The organism is Pseudomonas sp. SMV7 (assembly GCF_052041995.1).
In the GTDB taxonomy this organism is placed as follows: Bacteria; Pseudomonadota; Gammaproteobacteria; order Pseudomonadales; family Pseudomonadaceae; genus Aquipseudomonas.
Map to the genome: position 1 here is coordinate 146,834 of NZ_JBKGGT010000005.1, position 12,990 is coordinate 159,823.

The following is a 12,990-nucleotide window of genomic DNA, read 5'->3' on the forward strand; positions in this document are numbered from 1 at the left end:
CTCCGGGGCGAAACGCTACCAACAAATCACGCGTCGCGCCATAGCCGCGATCGACGGAGATAGGGAGCTTTTGTAGGACAATCCGACCAAAATCCCTTTTTTTCCGGGTGTCTTGTAGGAGGAGTCTTAAGATGCCTGCGGCAATTTCTGGTTTATGCAGGTATGCCAGGCGTGGGCGAAGTCGCGCAGGCGGCCTTGCGGGTTGAAAACCTGGCGCCAGATTCGCGCCTGGGCCAGCAGGTCATCGGCTGCGGGCAAGGGGGCGGCTTGCTCTTCGACCAGCATCCAGGCAATGGCGGTGGAGTAACGCAGGTTGACCGCAAGTTCCAGGTGCGGGCCGCCGAGGAAGGCGTGCTGGCTGGCGAGGCCGCGGACCAGGCTGGCCAGGTCGGGATCGCGGGCCAGGTATTCGTCCCAGAGCGCTTGATGACGATGTTCGCCGATGCGATACAGGCCATGCCCGCGCCGGTCATGCAAGGCCGAGCCCAAGGCCGACTGGCTGGCGGCGATGCCCAGCAACAACGCTTCGGCGCTGGCGCTGTGACGATTCAGGTAGACCAGGGTGGGTCGGATCACATACTGACACAATTCATTCGCCGCGATACCCATGATGCCCTCGAGCAGTTAAGGGCCGGACGGGCGCTGGAGCTTGGCAGCTGGTGAATGGTCAGGCCCGCCGGAAGCGGCAAGCACCGCTCGAGTTGAAGTGTAGTGTGATAATGGTCGTGTAAAAGGCTGTTTTTAAATCGATTGCTGCCTGACGTACCGGGCCATATGCCTTATGGCAATTACGCCGGCATCGTTCAGGCAGGCTTGCGATGGGATGATTCAGCGCTTGAATACCGCCGTATTCATCGTTCACGCGGTGAGCGACTGACGCGTGCGGTCGATCACCGCTTGCAGCGGTTCACTGCGGCTGTACTGCTCGGGGTACAGGCGCTCGGTGTGGCAGGCGACGCCGTGTTCGTCCACCAAGGTAAAGCTGAAGCTGCCCTTGCGTGGGGCAACGATCAGGCACTTCAGCGGCGAGAAGGCCTGGGAAAGGGTGCCAATGGCAGCCTGAATCTGATGATGAGTTTGCATATTGTTGGAGGTTCCTGCTTTAAACACGGGGATTATGATCCGTGCATGATAGAAACGTTCCAGTGACGCCTTTATTAAGGGACGAACGAACCTGACTGGAACAGGGCAGCCAGAGGGGGCGCAATCAAAAGGTGGGCGCTTGGGCTGACTGGTAGGTACTTCAGAGGGCAGGCAGCACACCGGGGCCAAGGTTCTAGGCCGTCGGGGTGGGATCCTGATCAATCTGTCACGTGATTCGTGCTTGGGCAGCGCAGGGCTGGCGAGTGAATCATCGAATGGGCCGGTCCAGGTTTCAGCAGGTCACACTTGGGCGGTGTGGGTCTGCAAGGACGCTTGAGGCCAGAATTGACTTTCAGCTTGGTACTAACGAGGCGCACCATACCGGAAATACATGCGTTTGGCAAGCACCATAGGTTTCTTCAGGGTAGCCGCGCAGTATGGCGCTTAATTACCGTGCTGGGAAGGGGGACAGATAAGCCGAAACCGACATGATGTCCCGTAACACAGCACTCAAATGAGGGTTCCAGGGTGAACTTGTTCACACTCGAGGCCGCGCTTGTAACAACTTGGCAACAGGCTGCGACGCACTCGCCAATGCCTTGACTGGGCGGTTAAGTCAATGAAAAAAAACACTATTTTCAGCTGGTGAAAAAATCGTCAGTTTGACCGAAAGCCACGATTCACGGGGGTTTGCGGGGTGTGGGAGGGGGTTGTCCACCGAGTTATCCACAGGAACTGTGGATTGTCCGAAGCGCTTGCTCTAGGACGGGCGTGCCAGCAACGTAATGAACTGTTCGACAATCGACAGGCTCCAATGGGCCCTCGATCCATTCACTTGAAAACGTCAAGAAAAGATCGCTGAAAACTTTTTGCAGTCTGGCAAAAAATGCCCCACCGGGACGCAGCAAAGGGCGCTGCGACCCTCTGCTGCTCCACAATCCGCGCCTTCAGCGTTTGCTGATAAGCTGCGCGACAATCATCCAGGATCATTCGGGGTAAGCATGGCAGTGGATCTGGCCAGCATTCTGCTGGGCTTGGTGGCGGGGGCGTTGCCCTGTCTGGGGTGGATCATGCAGCTACAGCGCCGCCAGGCGGCGCGGCAGGCCGAGCAGGCCTTGCTCGAGGAACGCCTCGGCGCCGCCCGGTTGGCCCAGGCTGGCCTGCAGGCGCAGCTGGAAGCCAGCCGCGACGAGATCAGCGACCTGAGTGAAGCCAACTCGGTCAAGCAGGCCCAGCTGGCCGCTCAGCGTCGCGAGCTGGAATTGCTCCAGATCGACCGCGACAACGCCCGCGATGCTGCCCACGCGTGGAGCCTCGAGCGCGCCAGCCGCGAAGCCGAACTGCGCCGTCTGGAGGCCCAGACGGCGCGCCTGGACGCCGAATTGCGCGAACAGCAGGAAAGCCACCAGCAGCGCCTGGAAGACTTGCAGGAAGCACGCGACACCTTGCGTGCCCAGTTCGCCGACATGGCCACCAAAATCTTCGACGAGCGCGAGCAGCGCTTCGCCCAGACCAGCCAGCAGCACCTGGGCCAGTTGCTCGACCCACTCAAGGAGCGTATCCAGGCTTTCGAAAAACGCGTGGAGGAAAGCTACCAGCAGGAAGCCCGCGAACGCTTCTCGCTGGGCAAGGAGCTGGAGCGCCTGCAGCAGCTGAACATGCGCCTGTCCGATGAAGCCACCAACCTGACCCAGGCGCTGAAGGGCCAGAAGACCCAGGGCAACTGGGGTGAGCTCATTCTCGAGCGGGTGCTGGAGCATGCCGGCCTGGAAAAGGGCCGCGAATACCAGACCCAGGTCAGCCTGAAGAGCGCCGATGGCGAGCGCTTCCAGCCCGATGTGCTGATCATGCTGCCCGGCGACAAGCAGGTGGTGGTGGATGCCAAGGTCAGCCTCACGGCCTACCAGCAGTACGTGGCCGGCAATGACGACGCTGCGCTCAAACAGCATGTGCAGTCGCTGCGCAGCCACGTCAAAGGCCTGTCGAGCAAGGATTACAAGCGCCTCGAAGGCCTGCACAGCCTGGATTTCGTGTTGCTGTTCGTGCCGATCGAGGCGGCCTTCTCGGCGGCCTTGCAGGCCGAGCCGAACCTGTTCCAGGAAGCCTTCGACCGGCATATCGTGATCGTCAGCCCGACCACCTTGCTCGCCACCCTGCGGGTGATCGACAGCCTGTGGAAGCAGGAACGCCAAGGCCAGAACGCCCGCGAAATTGCCGAACGCGCCGGCTGGCTGTACGACAAGTTCGTGTTGTTCATTCAGGACCTGGACGAGCTGGGTAGCCGCCTGCAGCAGGTGGACAAGGCCTATGCCGCCGCGCGCAACAAACTGTGCGAAGGGCGCGGCAACCTGGTCAGCCGCAGCGAACAGCTGAAGTTGCTGGGTGCCCGCGCCAGCAAGAGCCTGCCGGCCGACTTGCTGGAGCGGGCGCTGTCCGACGAAGCGATGCCCGAGGAAGTGCTTACTGAACCAGGCTCAGATGGCGATTGAGCATGGCGCGCAGGGCCGCCGGCTTGACCGGCTTGGCCAGGTAGTCCAGGCCCGAAGCATGCACCATGGCGAGGGTTTCCTTGCTGCCGTCGGCGCTGATCACCACGCCCGGCACTGGCTCGCCCAGGCGCGCGCGTAGCCAGCCCATCAGTCCGATGCCGGTCTCGCCGTCGTCCAGGTGGTAGTCCACCAGCGCCAGGTGCGGGCGCATGCCCTTGGCCAGCAGGGCCTCGCATTCGGCCTGGTTGCGCGCGGTCCACACCTGGCAGCCCCAGCGGCTGAGCAGGCTGTTCATGCCGATCAGGATGCTGTCTTCGTTGTCCACGCACAGCACCTGCAGCCCTGCCAATGGCTGACCGGCCTGTTCCACCGGGGCGCTGGCCGCCGGCGCGGCCTGACGGGCAATCGGTACGCTGACGCGGAACACCGTACCCTGGCCCGGCCACGAGCGTACTTCCAGCGTGTGGCCCAGCACCCGGCACAGCCCGTCGGCGATCGCCAGGCCAAGGCCCAGGCCTTTCTCGGCTCGGGTCTGGTGGCTGTCCAGGCGCTTGAACTCCTGGAAGATCACCTGCAACTTGTCGTCAGCGATACCTGGGCCACGGTCCCACACTTCCAGCCACAGCCGCTCGCCCTGGCGTCGTACCCCCAGCAGGATCGGGCTCTTGCCATAGCGCAGGGCGTTGGTCAGGAAATTCTGCAGCACCCGGCGCAGCAGCTTCATGTCGCTCTCCACCCGCAGGCGACTGCCGCGCAGGCGGAATTCCAGGCCTTTTTCGGCGGCCAGCAGCTTGAACTCGGCGCCCAGGGTGTCGAACAGTTCGTTGAGGGCGAAGGGCTTGGGGTCCGGGGTGATCTTGCCGTTTTCCAGGCGCGAGATGTCCAGCAGGTCGCTGATCAGCTCTTCCGCCGAGCGCAGCGAGCTGTCCATATGCTGCACCAGCTGTCGGGCCTCTTCATTCATGCCTTCGGCCTGCTGCGACAGGGCCGCGGAGAACAGCCGCGCCGCGTTCAGCGGTTGCATCAGGTCATGGCTGACCGCGGCCAGGAAGCGGGTCTTCGACTGGCTCACGGCTTCGGCATGGCTCTTGGCTTCGGACAATGCCTGGTTCAGTTGCGACAGTTCGTGGGTGCGTTCGGCAACCCGTTGTTCCAGGCTTTCGTTGGCGTCACGCAGGGCCTGCTCGGCCTCGCGGAACGGTGTGATGTCGGTGAAGCTCATGACGAAACCGCCGCCAGGCATCGGGTTGCCGATCAGCTCGATCACCCGGCCGTTGGGGAACAAACGCTCCGAGGAATGCGCACGGCCCTGGCGCATCCAGTGCAGCCGGCGCGCCACGTGCACTTGCGCTTCGCCCGGGCCGCACAGGCCGCGTTCGGCGTTGTAGCGGATGATATCGGCAATCGGCCGGCCGACGCTGATCAAGCCGTCGGGGTAGTTGAACAGCTCCAGGTAGCGACGGTTCCAGGCCACCAGGTGCAGGTTCTGGTCTACCACGCTGATGCCCTGGTTGATGTTCTCGATGGCGCCTTGCAGCAGGGCGCGGTTGAACTGCAGCACCTCGCTGGCTTCGTCGGCGATGCGCACCACGTCTTCCAGCTGCATGTCGCGGCCTTCGATGGCGGCCTTGACCACGGCGCGGGTTGATGAGGTGCCGAGCACCCCGGCCAGCAGGCGTTCGGTGTGTTCGATCCAGTCACCGTCGGCGTTCTGGTTAGGGTTGAAGCCCTTGCCCTGGCGGTAGGCGAAGCGGATGAAGCTTTGCCGCGCGCGCTCTTCGCCGACAAAGCGCGAGGCCAGGGTCAGCAGGTCATCGATCTGCACCGCCAGCAGCGGTTTGCTGCTGGGGCGGGCACTGGTCTGCTGGCCGATGAAGCGGCCGGCCTGCCAATGCTCGGAAACCCGCGTGCGCGACAGCACCGAGACCCAAGCGAACAGGGTGAAGTTGCCCGCCAGCGACAGCACCACGCCTTGGGTCAGCGGGCTGATCGGCAGGTGCAACGGGTTGCCGTGCAGCCACGCCAGCCCCGGAAACAATTGCAGCGACCAGCCAACACTGTGCGCGGCAATCGGCAGCACCAGGGTGTAGAACCAGAGGAAGATGCCCGCCGCCAGGCCGGCGAACACGCCGCGGCGGTTGGCCTGCTTCCAGTACAGTGCGCCGAGCATGGCCGGGGTCAGCTGGGTCACGGCGGCGAAGGCGATCTGGCCGATGGTCGCCAGGCTGGCGGTGGAGCCGAGCAGGCGGTAGCTGACGTAGGCCAGCAGCAGGATCACCACGATGGTCACCCGGCGTACCGACAGCATCCAGTGGCGGAACGCCTCGAACGGTCGCTCGGCGTTGGTCCGGCGCAGCAGCCAGGGCAGCAGCATGTCGTTGGAAACCATGGTCGACAGCGCCACGGCCTCGACGATGACCATGCCGGTAGCCGCCGAGGCGCCGCCGATGAACGCCAGCAGGGCCAGGCTCGGGTGAGCCTCGGCCAGTGGCAGGCTGATGACGAACGAGTCGGAAATCACCGTGCCCGGCAGCAGCATCTGCCCGGCCAGGGCGATGGGCACCACGAACAGCGCGGCCAGCGCCAGGTACATCGGGAACACCCAGCGCGCCAGGCGCATGTCCTGGGGTTCGATGTTCTCCACCACGGTGACGTGGAACTGCCGTGGCAGGCAGATGATTGCCATCATCGCCACGGCGGTCTGCACCACCATCGACGGCCAGTTGATGGTCTCTTGCCAGTAGTCCTGCAAGTGGACCGACTGGCGCGCCTGGCTGAACAGGTCGTCGAAGCCGTCATACAGGTTGAAGACGACGAAGATGCCCACGGCCAGGAAGGCCAGCAGCTTGATCAGCGATTCGAAGGCGATTGCCAGGACCATGCCACGGTGGTGTTCGGTCACGTCCAGGCTGCGGGTGCCGAAAACGATGGCGAACAGTGCCAGCACCAGCGACACCACCAGCGCGGTGTCCTGCACCCGCGTGCCGGTGGCGTCGGCACTGGCGCCGATCAGCAGGTTGACACCGAGCACGATGCCCTTCAGTTGCAAGGCGATGTAGGGCAGCACCCCGACCAGGCAGATCAATGCCACCACGACTGCCAGGGTCTGCGACTTGCCGTAGCGTGCGGCGATGAAGTCGGCGATCGAGGTGATGTTCTGCTGCTTGCTGATCAGCACCATCTTCTGCAGCACCCATGGTGCGAAGATCAGCAGCAGCACCGGGCCCAGGTAGATCGGCAGGAACGCCCAGAGCTGTTCGGCGGCCTGGCCGACCGCGCCGAAGAAGGTCCAGCTGGTGCAGTACACCGCCAGCGACAGGCTGTAGACCCAGGCGCGCAGCTTCGGCGGCAACGGCGTGCTGCGGCGGTCGCCGTAGAAGGCGATGGCGAACATGATGGCCATATAGGCCAGGGCGACCACGGCGATCAGCCCGCTGGACAACGACATGAAGACTCCGAAGCAAAAAAGATAACGCGGTCCCGATCAATCAGTCTGGCACGCAGGTGTCGCTTCGTCAGCGCAGACCATGGTCGCAGTGGCAGGTGGTCGCAGGGTGCATTTCAACCTGTGTGGGTACCCAGCCGATAGAACACCCCTGCCAGTATCACCGACAACACCAGCAGGTAGAAGATCGCCTCCGGCCACAGATGCGCCAGGGCAAACCCCACCATCACCGGCCCCAGCGCCGCACCCAGGTTGGACAGGTTCTGCGCACCGTAATACACCCCGCGCAAGTGTTCCGGTGCAATCAGGTCGATGAACATGTACTCGGCGGGGATGACGATGATTTCGCCCAGGGTGAATACCAGCATTGCCAGGCACCACAGCAGCGTCGACCCGGCCAGGGCAAAGCCCAGCAGCCCGGCGATGAACAGGCCCATTCCGGCCAGCAGCCAGGGCATCAGGCGCTGGCGGCTGATACGTCGGCCGATCAGGTACTGCAAGGCAATTACCGTCACCGCGTTGGTGGTCACCAGGTAGCCGACCAGGCGCGCTGCCTCGCTCGGGCTGCTGGTCACCACCAGGTACTGCGACAGGTAGGCGGTGAACTGGCCGAACACCACCGCGCTCAGCACCCCGCCGAGGGTGAAGCACACCAGCCGACGGTCAGCGGCCAACCCCAGCGCCACCTGGCCAAAGCCGGCAGCGGGCTTGCTCGGCGCGCTGGCGCGCAGGCTGCGGTCGCCAAGGCGCCAGTAGGCCAGGCTCATGGCCAGCCCAAGCAGGGCAGAGGCGATGAACGGCAGGTGGCCGTCCAGCTCCAGCATGGCCACGCCCAGCAACGGCCCGGCGGCATAGCCGACGTTGCTGAGGGTGTACTTGATGGCGAACACCTCGGCCCGTTCTTCCACTGGCAGCAACGCGCAGAAGCCCGCCTTGGCGGCGATGTCGACCACTGCCAGGGCCAGGTTGATCAGCACCAGGCAGATGAAGAACGGCATCGCTGCGCGGCTGGCAACGGCACCTACGAATGCCAGCGCGAACAGCAGCGTGCAAGCGCTGACCAGCGTGTGGTTGCGCCAGGTATCGACCAGGTGGCCGCCATAGAGGCTCAACAGCGAGGCGACAATCAGCGCACCGCCGATCAGCAGGCCGATCTGGCTGATTGGCAGCTGGAAGTTGTCGGCCAGATACACCACCAGGTAGGGCAGGGTAAGGGCGCGGGCGACAGTGAGCGTGAAGGTGGTGAGCAGCAGCAGGCGAACGGTGTGTGGGTAGCGTTTGATGGCGGCGAGCATTGCCACGTCCTTGTTGTCTTGAGTTGCCAGGCACCAGCATAAGCCAGCGCTTGCCAGGTCGCGCATTTACCATGCAGATTTGTGGCTTGTCGCGCCCGGCGCGCCTCCAATGCTAAAAGCCCCCAGGACCAAGGACGATGAGTCATTCCTCGCAATTCACCTTGCTCGGCAAGCGGCGTTTCCTGCCGTTTTTCATCACCCAGTCGCTGGGTGCGTTCAACGACAACCTGTTCAAGCAGTCGCTGATCCTGGCGATCCTGTTCAAGCTCAGCCTGGGCGACGGTGACCGTTCGATCTGGGTCAACCTGTGCGCCTTGCTGTTCATCCTGCCGTTCTTCCTGTTCTCGGCGCTGGGCGGGCAGTTTGGCGAGAAGTTCGCCAAGGATGCGTTGATCCGGGCGATCAAGCTGGCCGAGATCGCGATCATGGCAGTCGGCGCGCTCGGCTTCGTCACCAACCACCTGGCGCTGATGCTGGTGGCACTGTTCGGCATGGGCACGCATTCGGCGCTGTTCGGCCCGGTGAAGTACTCCATCCTGCCGCAGGCGCTACGCGAAGAAGAACTGGTCGGCGGCAACGGGCTGGTGGAAACCGGCACCTTCCTGGCCATCCTCGCCGGCACTATCGGCGCCGGGGTGATGATGTCGGCCGACAGCTATGCCACGGTGGTCGCTGGCGGCGTGGTCGGCACGGCGCTGCTGGGCTACCTGGCCAGTCGCTGGATCCCGCGCGCCGCCGCCGCGTCGCCGCACATGCCACTGGACTGGAATATCTTCAGGCAGTCCTGGGCGATCCTGCGCATGGGCCTGGGCCAGCCGCCAGCGGTGTCGCGTTCGATCGTCGGCAACTCGTGGTTCTGGTTCGTCGGGGCCATCTACCTCACGCAGATCCCGGCCTATGCTAAGGACTGGCTGCACGGTGACGGTACGGTGGTGACCCTGGTATTGACCCTGTTCTCGGTCGGTATCGCCCTGGGCTCGCTGCTGTGCGAACGGCTGAGCGGGCGCAAGGTGGAAATCGGCCTGGTGCCGTTCGGCTCCTTCGGCCTGAGCCTGTTCGGCCTGCTGTGGTGGTGGCACTCCGGCGATGTGCCGGCTGCCGCCGCCCCGCACGACTGGCTGGCGCTGCTGGGCATGGGCCAGGCCTGGTGGATCCTGCTGTCGATCGTCGGCCTTGGCGTGTTCGGTGGCTTCTATATCGTGCCACTGTATGCGCTGATCCAGGCACGCACGGCTGAAGACCAGCGCGCCCGGGTGATCGCCGCCAACAATATTCTCAATGCCTTGTTCATGGTGGTATCGGCGCTGCTCACCATTGTCCTGCTGGGCCTGGCCAAGCTGACTATCCCGCAGCTGTTCCTGGTGGTGTCGCTGCTCAATATCGCGGTGAACGTGTATATCTTCAGGATCGTGCCCGAGTTCACCATGCGCTTCCTGATCTGGCTGCTCAGCCATTCGATGTACCGCGTGCAGCACCGCGACCTCGAGCGCATTCCCGATCAGGGTGCGGCATTGCTGGTGTGCAACCACGTGTCGTTCGTCGACGCGCTGCTGCTCGGTGGGGCGATCCGCCGGCCGATCCGCTTTGTCATGTATTACAAGATCTACAACCTGCCGGTGCTCAATTTCGTGTTCCGCACGGCGGGTGCGATTCCGATTGCCGGGCGCAATGAAGACCTGGCCACCTACGAGCGCGCTTTCACCCGGATTGCCGAATACCTGGCCGATGGCGAGCTGGTGTGCATCTTTCCGGAAGGCAAGCTGACCGGGGATGGTGAAATCGATGTGTTCAAGGGCGGCGTCAACCGCATCCTCGCGGAAACCCCGGTGCCGGTGATTCCGCTGGCCTTGCAGGGGCTGTGGGGCAGTTTCTTCAGCCGTGACCCGGCCAAGGGCTTTTTCAAGCGCCTGTGGTCACGGGTAACCATCGTGGCAGGCGCCGCCATCCCGGTGGAGGCCGCGCAGCCGGAAGCACTGCGTGAGCAGGTCAGCCGCCTGCGCGGCGACCTGCGCTAGGGGCAAACGTCAGCTGGCGCTGACCTTCAGGCCGACCAGGCCGGTAACGATCAGCGCCACGCTGACCAGGCGCACCAGGGCCATGGATTCGCCGAACAGAATGATGCCGGCGATCACCGTGCCAACGGCGCCGACCCCGGTCCAGATGGCATAGGCGGTGCCCAGCGGCAGCTCTTTCATGGCCAGGCCCAGCAGGCCCAGGCTGATGGCCATGGCGGCGACGGTCAGTGCGGTGGGCAGCGGCTTGCTGAAGCCGTCGGTGTATTTCAGGCCGACGGCCCAACCGACCTCGAACAGGCCGGCGAAGAACAGGATGATCCAGGACATGGTGCGTCTCCATCGTGGCAAATGATGGGGCCGTCCCCGGAATGGTCACGCGCTGCGTCGTGAGGTCGTCCTCACCGTGAACCCATGGTGCACACTTGCAGCGCTCCGGGCAAGCCTGTACCGCCTCCTGGCGGGCAGCATCAATGGCTGGCCGGCTCCCCGTCTGCAGCTTCTGCCACAGGTTCCCCCAAGCGCCGGAACCAGGTTGACAGTAACGCCCCGGAAATATTGTGCCAGACGCTGAACAGCGCACTCGGCACCGCCGCCAGCGGCGAGAAATGCGCCGCTGCCAGGGCCGCGCCCAGCCCAGAGTTCTGCATGCCCACCTCCAGCGCCAGCGACTTGCGTTGGGCCAGCGGCAGCTTGCACAACTTGCCGGTCAGGTAGCCGAGCAGATAGCCGAAGCTGTTGTGCAACACGACCACGGCCATGATCAGCAGCCCTGACTCGGCGATTTTCGCCTGGCTGGCCGCCACCACTGCGCAGACGATCATCACGATGCTGACCACCGACACCAGCGGCAGCACCTGTACCGCCGCCTGCACCTTGCTGCCGAGCAGGCGCTGGGCCAATACGCCAAGCACGATCGGCAGCATCACCAGCTGCAGGATCGACCAGAACATGTCCATGAAGGACACCGGCAGCCAGGCCGAGGCGAGGAACCAGATCAGCGCCGGGGTCAGCAGCGGGGCGAGCAAGGTGGTCACGGCGGCGATCGCCACCGCCAGCGCCAGGTCGCCGCGCGACAGCCAGACCATCACGTTCGATGCCGTGCCGCTCGGGCAACAGCCGACCAGGATCACGCCCACGGCGATTTCCGCTGGCAGCTGGAACAACTGGCAGAGCAGCCAGGCCATGCCCGGCATGATCACGAAGTGCGCAACCACGCCCAGCATCACCCGCCACGGCTGGCGGGCGAGGGCGGCGAAGTCGTCGAGCTTGAGGGTAAGGCCCATGCCGAACATCACCAGGCCCAGCAGCGGCACGATGGCTACCTTCAGGGCGATGAACCATTGCGGTTGCAGGAAGGCCAACACGGCGAACAGCAGCACCCACAGGGCGAAGGTGTTGCCGACAAAGCGGCTGAGGGCGGCGAGGGCAGGCATGGGGCAAGTCCTTTTTCTTGTGGCGGGGTCATTATCAAGGGCCCGATCGCCGGCGCTGTCCGAGAATATCTCCCATGCCAGCACCGGCATTCCATGGCTGTCAGACCCCTTGCGGAATCTCCTCGCCACCCAGCGCCTCGAACAGCGCCGGCAGGAACTCGGCAAAGGTCATCATCATCAGCTGGAAGCTGGCGTCGAACTGTTGCGCAGCTTCATCGCCGCCATCCTGTTCGGCCTGCTCTTGCAGCAGCTCCTCGAATTTCACGCGCTTGATCACCATCTTGTCGTCCAGCACGAACGACAGCTTGTCCTGCCAGGCCAGGGCCAGCTGGGTGACCACCTTGCCGGTGCTCAGGTGCAGCTGGATTTCCTCGCTGGTCAGGTCCTGGCGCTTGCAGCGCACGATGCCACCGTCTTCGGCGGTGTCGCGCAGTTCGCATTCGTCCAGCACGTAGAAGCCTTCGGCGGCCTGCTGCGACTTGACCCAGTCGGTCAGGGTGGCGGTTGGCGCGATCTTCACCGTCGCCGGGCGCACCGGCAGCGAGCCCATCACTTCGCGCAAGGTGGAAAGCAGGTCTTCGGCACGCTTGGCGCTGGCCGAGTTGACCAGGATCACCCCAAGGCGCGGGGCGATGGCAGCGAAGATCATCGAGCGGCGGATGAACGCGCGCGGCAGGAAGGCCTGGATGATCTCGTCCTTGATCTGGTCGCGTTCCTTTTTATAGACCTTGCGCATCTGCTCGGTCTCGATCTCTTCGACCTTTTCCTTGACCGCGTCGTTGACCACGCTGCTGGGCAGGATGCGTTCTTCCTTGCGCGCGGCAATCAGCAGGTACTCGCCGCTGACGTGCACCAGGGGAGCGTCTTCGCCCTTGCCGAAGGGCGCGACGAAACCATAGGTGGTCAGCTCCTGGCTGGCGCAGGGGCGGGCCGGCTTGCTGGCCAGGGCCGCTTCCAGCGCTTCAGGCTCGAACGGGACTTCCTGGGTCAGGCGGTAGGTCAGCAGGTTCTTGAACCACATGAGGGGCAATCTCTCCTTAATGCATAAGGCGGGCATTATTCTCCGAGCAGTGCTCCGAGGCCAACCCTGTCAGAGGGCCAGCAGCCATCTGGATGCCAGGAAAACGCCCGGCAGCGCTAGGTCTTTGAAAGATCTGGAATTTTTTTTGGAAAAAGTTGAAAAAACGCTTGCCAGGGCAGCAGGCCGTCCGTAGAATGCGCGCCACACCG

General features: G+C 63.8%; 9 protein-coding genes. 2 read left to right on the forward strand and 7 right to left on the reverse strand.

The annotated features are described in order from the left end of the window. Positions 1-126: 126 nt before the first annotated feature. Both ACLEJP_RS08530 and ACLEJP_RS08535 read right to left on the reverse strand, forming a co-directional pair. The gene (locus ACLEJP_RS08530) at positions 127-609 is read right to left on the reverse strand and encodes a hypothetical protein (RefSeq protein WP_440805520.1); all 483 of its coding nucleotides are present in this window, start codon (positions 607-609) and stop codon (positions 127-129) included. A 249-nt stretch (positions 610-858) separates the two neighbouring features. Continuing rightward, entirely contained in the window at positions 859-1,083 is a 225-nt protein-coding gene (locus ACLEJP_RS08535; RefSeq protein WP_225776701.1) for a hypothetical protein, read from the reverse strand. 1,115 nt (positions 1,084-2,198) lie between these two features. Here ACLEJP_RS08535 and rmuC point away from each other — a divergent pair. After that, positions 2,199-3,572 carry a DNA recombination protein RmuC gene (gene rmuC, locus ACLEJP_RS08540; protein WP_440805720.1) on the forward strand — a complete coding sequence of 458 codons (1,374 nt, stop codon included), beginning with the start codon at positions 2,199-2,201 and terminating at the stop codon, positions 3,570-3,572. Here rmuC and ACLEJP_RS08545 read toward each other — a convergent pair. Then, the gene (locus ACLEJP_RS08545; protein ID WP_440805523.1) at positions 3,544-7,020 is read right to left on the reverse strand and encodes a hybrid sensor histidine kinase/response regulator; all 3,477 of its coding nucleotides are present in this window, start codon (positions 7,018-7,020) and stop codon (positions 3,544-3,546) included. The genes rmuC and ACLEJP_RS08545 overlap by 29 nt on opposite strands. Before the next feature lie 113 nt (positions 7,021-7,133). Further along, the gene (locus tag ACLEJP_RS08550; RefSeq protein WP_440805524.1) at positions 7,134-8,312 is read right to left on the reverse strand and encodes an MFS transporter; all 1,179 of its coding nucleotides are present in this window, start codon (positions 8,310-8,312) and stop codon (positions 7,134-7,136) included. Between the two features lie 137 nt (positions 8,313-8,449). On the opposite strand from ACLEJP_RS08550, the gene ACLEJP_RS08555 reads away from it, so the two are divergent. Next, positions 8,450-10,327, forward strand: coding sequence for an MFS transporter (locus ACLEJP_RS08555; RefSeq protein ID WP_440805527.1), 1,878 nt, complete (start codon positions 8,450-8,452; stop codon positions 10,325-10,327). A 9-nt stretch (positions 10,328-10,336) separates the two neighbouring features. On the opposite strand, the gene sugE is transcribed toward ACLEJP_RS08555, so the two are convergent. From sugE to rdgC, 3 genes are all read right to left on the reverse strand, one after another. Further along, the gene (gene sugE / locus ACLEJP_RS08560) at positions 10,337-10,654 is read right to left on the reverse strand and encodes a quaternary ammonium compound efflux SMR transporter SugE (protein WP_085675375.1); all 318 of its coding nucleotides are present in this window, start codon (positions 10,652-10,654) and stop codon (positions 10,337-10,339) included. 140 nt (positions 10,655-10,794) lie between these two features. Next, a complete protein-coding gene (locus ACLEJP_RS08565; RefSeq protein ID WP_440805528.1) occupies positions 10,795-11,760 on the reverse strand; it encodes a bile acid:sodium symporter family protein in 966 nt (321 codons plus the stop codon). A gap of 100 nt (positions 11,761-11,860) precedes the next feature. Next, entirely contained in the window at positions 11,861-12,781 is a 921-nt protein-coding gene (gene rdgC / locus ACLEJP_RS08570) for a recombination-associated protein RdgC (RefSeq protein WP_440805530.1), read from the reverse strand. Positions 12,782-12,990 lie beyond the last annotated feature (209 nt).

Bases quoted from the DNA above. Each gene is read 5' to 3' on its own strand.
- ACLEJP_RS08530 (WP_440805520.1), bottom strand. From the start codon at position 609: ATGGGTATCGCGGCGAATGAATTGTGTCAGTATGTGATCCGACCCACC.
- ACLEJP_RS08565 (WP_440805528.1), bottom strand. From the start codon at position 11,760: ATGCCTGCCCTCGCCGCCCTCAGCCGCTTTGTCGGCAACACCTTCGCC.
- ACLEJP_RS08555 (WP_440805527.1), top strand. From the start codon at position 8,450: ATGAGTCATTCCTCGCAATTCACCTTGCTCGGCAAGCGGCGTTTCCTG.
- sugE (WP_085675375.1), bottom strand. From the start codon at position 10,654: ATGTCCTGGATCATCCTGTTCTTCGCCGGCCTGTTCGAGGTCGGTTGG.
- ACLEJP_RS08550 (WP_440805524.1), bottom strand. From the start codon at position 8,312: ATGCTCGCCGCCATCAAACGCTACCCACACACCGTTCGCCTGCTGCTG.
- rdgC (WP_440805530.1), bottom strand. From the start codon at position 12,781: ATGTGGTTCAAGAACCTGCTGACCTACCGCCTGACCCAGGAAGTCCCG.
- ACLEJP_RS08545 (WP_440805523.1), bottom strand. From the start codon at position 7,020: ATGTCGTTGTCCAGCGGGCTGATCGCCGTGGTCGCCCTGGCCTATATG.
- ACLEJP_RS08535 (WP_225776701.1), bottom strand. From the start codon at position 1,083: ATGCAAACTCATCATCAGATTCAGGCTGCCATTGGCACCCTTTCCCAG.